3 protein-coding genes and 1 pseudogene are annotated in these 2,986 nt (G+C 27.8%); 3 read left to right on the top strand and 1 reads right to left on the bottom strand.

Features of this window, described 5'->3' with window-relative positions; all coding sequences use genetic code 11:
* The 3 genes from ABY298_RS15750 to ABY298_RS15760 all read left to right on the top strand — a co-directional run.
* Window positions 1–660, top strand: a 660-nt coding sequence (locus ABY298_RS15750; RefSeq protein WP_372746999.1) for an efflux RND transporter permease subunit, incomplete at its 5' end; no start/stop codon positions are given.
* A gap of 23 nt (window positions 661–683) precedes the next feature.
* Complete coding sequence (locus ABY298_RS15755) at window positions 684–2,027, top strand: TolC family protein (RefSeq protein WP_372747000.1); 1,344 nt, start codon at window positions 684–686, stop codon at window positions 2,025–2,027.
* Between the two features lie 53 nt (window positions 2,028–2,080).
* Complete coding sequence (locus ABY298_RS15760; RefSeq protein WP_372747001.1) at window positions 2,081–2,689, top strand: TetR/AcrR family transcriptional regulator; 609 nt, start codon at window positions 2,081–2,083, stop codon at window positions 2,687–2,689.
* 114 nt (window positions 2,690–2,803) lie between these two features.
* Here the strand turns inward: ABY298_RS15760 and ABY298_RS15765 are convergent.
* Window positions 2,804–2,986: pseudogene (locus tag ABY298_RS15765) on the bottom strand (hypothetical protein); the annotation flags it as partial.

Here is a 2,986-nt window from a genome sequence, read left to right on the forward strand (position 1 = left end):
ACAATAATGGCAGATTTAGAAAGAGGCGCAGTAGCAAATACTATTTTTGGCGATATAAAACCTTTAATTGATGCACTAGAATTACCAGAAGGAACTTCCATTTCTTATGGAGGAGACTATGAAGCAACAATTGAAAACTTTGTTCCAATGTCAATTTCATTAGGGGTAAGTGTCATTTTTATATTCTTTATTCTAATGTTTCAATTTAAAACTGTACGCAAAGCACTATTAATAATGTCAACAATGCTATTAAGTATTTTTGGTGCTGGCTTAGGATTATGGTTAATGAATTATCCTTTTAGTTTTACGGCTTTTATAGGTGTAATGGGGCTTGTAGGTATTGTGGTTAGAAACGGAATTATACTTATAGATTACGCAAGTTTCTTGGTACATTCTCAAAATATGTCGTACAAAGAAGCTGGTTTAGCTGCAGGTAAACGTAGAATGCGTCCTATTTTTCTAACTTCTTTAGCAGCTGCTGTTGGTGTAATACCAATGATCTTGAGTGGTTCTTCATTGTGGGGACCTTTAGGAACAATTATATGTTTCGGCTTGCTTACAGGTATGGTTCTAACTTTATTAGTTTTACCTGTATTGTATTGGAAATCTGTTGGTACTGCCGAAGATAAAAAAGCCGCAAAAGCATTAAATGTTAATTAATAATTTTTTGAAATAAGAATACAATGAAAAAATTAAATATTGTAGTTATATTATTATTTATAAGTGTTACATCTATTTCCCAAACACTTACATTGCAGGAGTGTAAGGAACTTGCTTTGGAAAACAATAAAGTTTTAAAAAAATCGCAACTAAAATTAGATGCTTCTGAAAAAATAAAAAAGAATGCGTTTACAAATTATTTTCCAACAATAAGTGCCTCGGCAACCGCATTTAAATCGTCTAAAGATTTTTTAGATATAAAAACAGATGCAATGGATTTACCGGTGTACGATGGAAATCTTGCTAATTTAAGTACGGCTACTCAATTTGCATATGTTCCACCAATTAGTATTCAAACTTTAGATTACGCCAATACAGCAATGGTTACCGCAGTGCAACCTTTGTATGCTGGTGGTAGAATTAGAATTGGAAATAAATTGGCAGAATTAAATGGAGAGGTTACCCAATCTCAATACAATTTAACCAAATCAGAAATATTAGTAACTACAGAAGACTATTATTGGAATTTAGTTGCCTTAAATGAAAAAATAATAACACTTAAAAACTATGAAAAGCTTTTGAAAGAATTGCAAAAAGAAGTTGGTGATTTTTATGATGCTGGCTTAGTTAAAAAAAGTGATTTATTAAAAGTTCAATTAGAATTAAATAAAATTGAAGGTAATAAATTAAAACTTACCAACGGAACCGAAATTTTAAAAATGGCATTTTCTCAACATTTAGGAAAACCATATACTGAAAACTTTAATGTAAAAGATTCTTTAACAACAATACTACCTCCTCAAAATTATTATGCAGAAACAGGTGTAGCATTAAAAAACAGAGAAGAATTTAAAATGCTCAACAAAGCCGTTGAAGCGGAAGAATTGCAAAAGAAAATGACAAATGGTGAATTATTACCACAATTGGCTGTAGGTGTTGGTGGAATGTATTTAGATATGATTGATCAGGATAATACTTATGGATTGGCTTTTGCAACGGTATCTATTCCTATTTCAAATTGGTGGGGTGGAATTTACAAAAAGCAAGAACATAAAATTAAAATAGATATTGCTAAAAATAATTTAGCACAAAATTCTGAATTATTGCAATTGCAAATGTCTAAAACTTTTAGAGATTTAATGGAAGCCTATAAACAAATTGAAATTGCGCAAACATCCGTAAATCAAGCTGTAGAATATCAAAAAGAAATGGAAGATAATTACGATGCCGGTATTACAAGTTTGTCAGATTTATTAGAAGCAAGAGCCATTTCTCAAGAAGCAAAAGATGCTTTTATTGATTCAAAAACAACCTATAAAATAACAATTGCCAACTATTTACTTGCCATTGGTGAAACTCAATTTTAATTAAAATTATATTAAAACAGTAGTTTGTAGTTTTTTGTGAAAAGCCATTGAATATGAAAAATAAAAAAGTATTTATCATAGAAAAATCCACAGAATTATTTCTATCATACGGCGTACAACATATAACAATGGATGATATTGCAACTAAATGTGGAATTTCAAAAAAAACGATTTATAAATATTTTGAAAATAAAAACGATTTATTGCTATATATTATTGAAATTCAAGAACATAAAATTAAAAACACATTAAAAGCATTTCCAGAAAAATATTCAAATGCCATAATTAGTTTAAATATGTTTTTTGAATTTATTAATTCCTTGTTCAACAGTGCATCACCAATTATTATTAAGGAATTAAAAAAATATTATCCTACTATTTATATTCAATTATTGAAAATAAAAAAGGCTGTTATTTTACCATTTATAAGTGAAAATATTAAACAAGGAAAAAGAGAAAATATTTATAAAAAAAATTTGAACGAAGATGAGTTAAGCAAATCATATGATACTATTTTAAATATCATATTTATTAACTATTTAAGTACAAATTCTAACCTTGATCAACAGCAAGCAATAGGGTTTTTAAATCATCTTTTTTTACATCGCTTGGTTTCATTAAAAGGATTAGAAATTTTAAATTTAGAACATCAAATAAATTAACAAATCCTCAAAAAAAATCATTTAACTTTAAATTATAAACTAACTACTCTTTATTGAAAAGTACAAATTAGTTCGAATACTTATAGAGTACATTCAAAATTGTATGTGAAAATTTTAACCAATTTTATAAATATTATAAACATATTGAACATCTTTAAAATTGATGTATAGCTGATTATAAAAATCACCATCTTCATAAAACCTTTTCATTAGTTTTACTCTACATTGAATACCGTCTTCATTTACACAAAACCAAGAATAAGTTTCCTCTTCAGCATCATCAATTGTTTTACCTTC

This window comes from Lutibacter sp., from assembly GCF_041596795.1.
GTDB lineage: Bacteria > Bacteroidota > Bacteroidia > Flavobacteriales > Flavobacteriaceae > Lutibacter.

What these genes read in the sequence shown, in the direction of transcription:
- ABY298_RS15755 (WP_372747000.1), top strand. Translation starts at nt 684, where the DNA reads ATGAAAAAATTAAATATTGTAGTTATATTATTATTTATAAGTGTTACA.
- ABY298_RS15760 (WP_372747001.1), top strand. Translation starts at nt 2,081, where the DNA reads ATGAAAAATAAAAAAGTATTTATCATAGAAAAATCCACAGAATTATTT.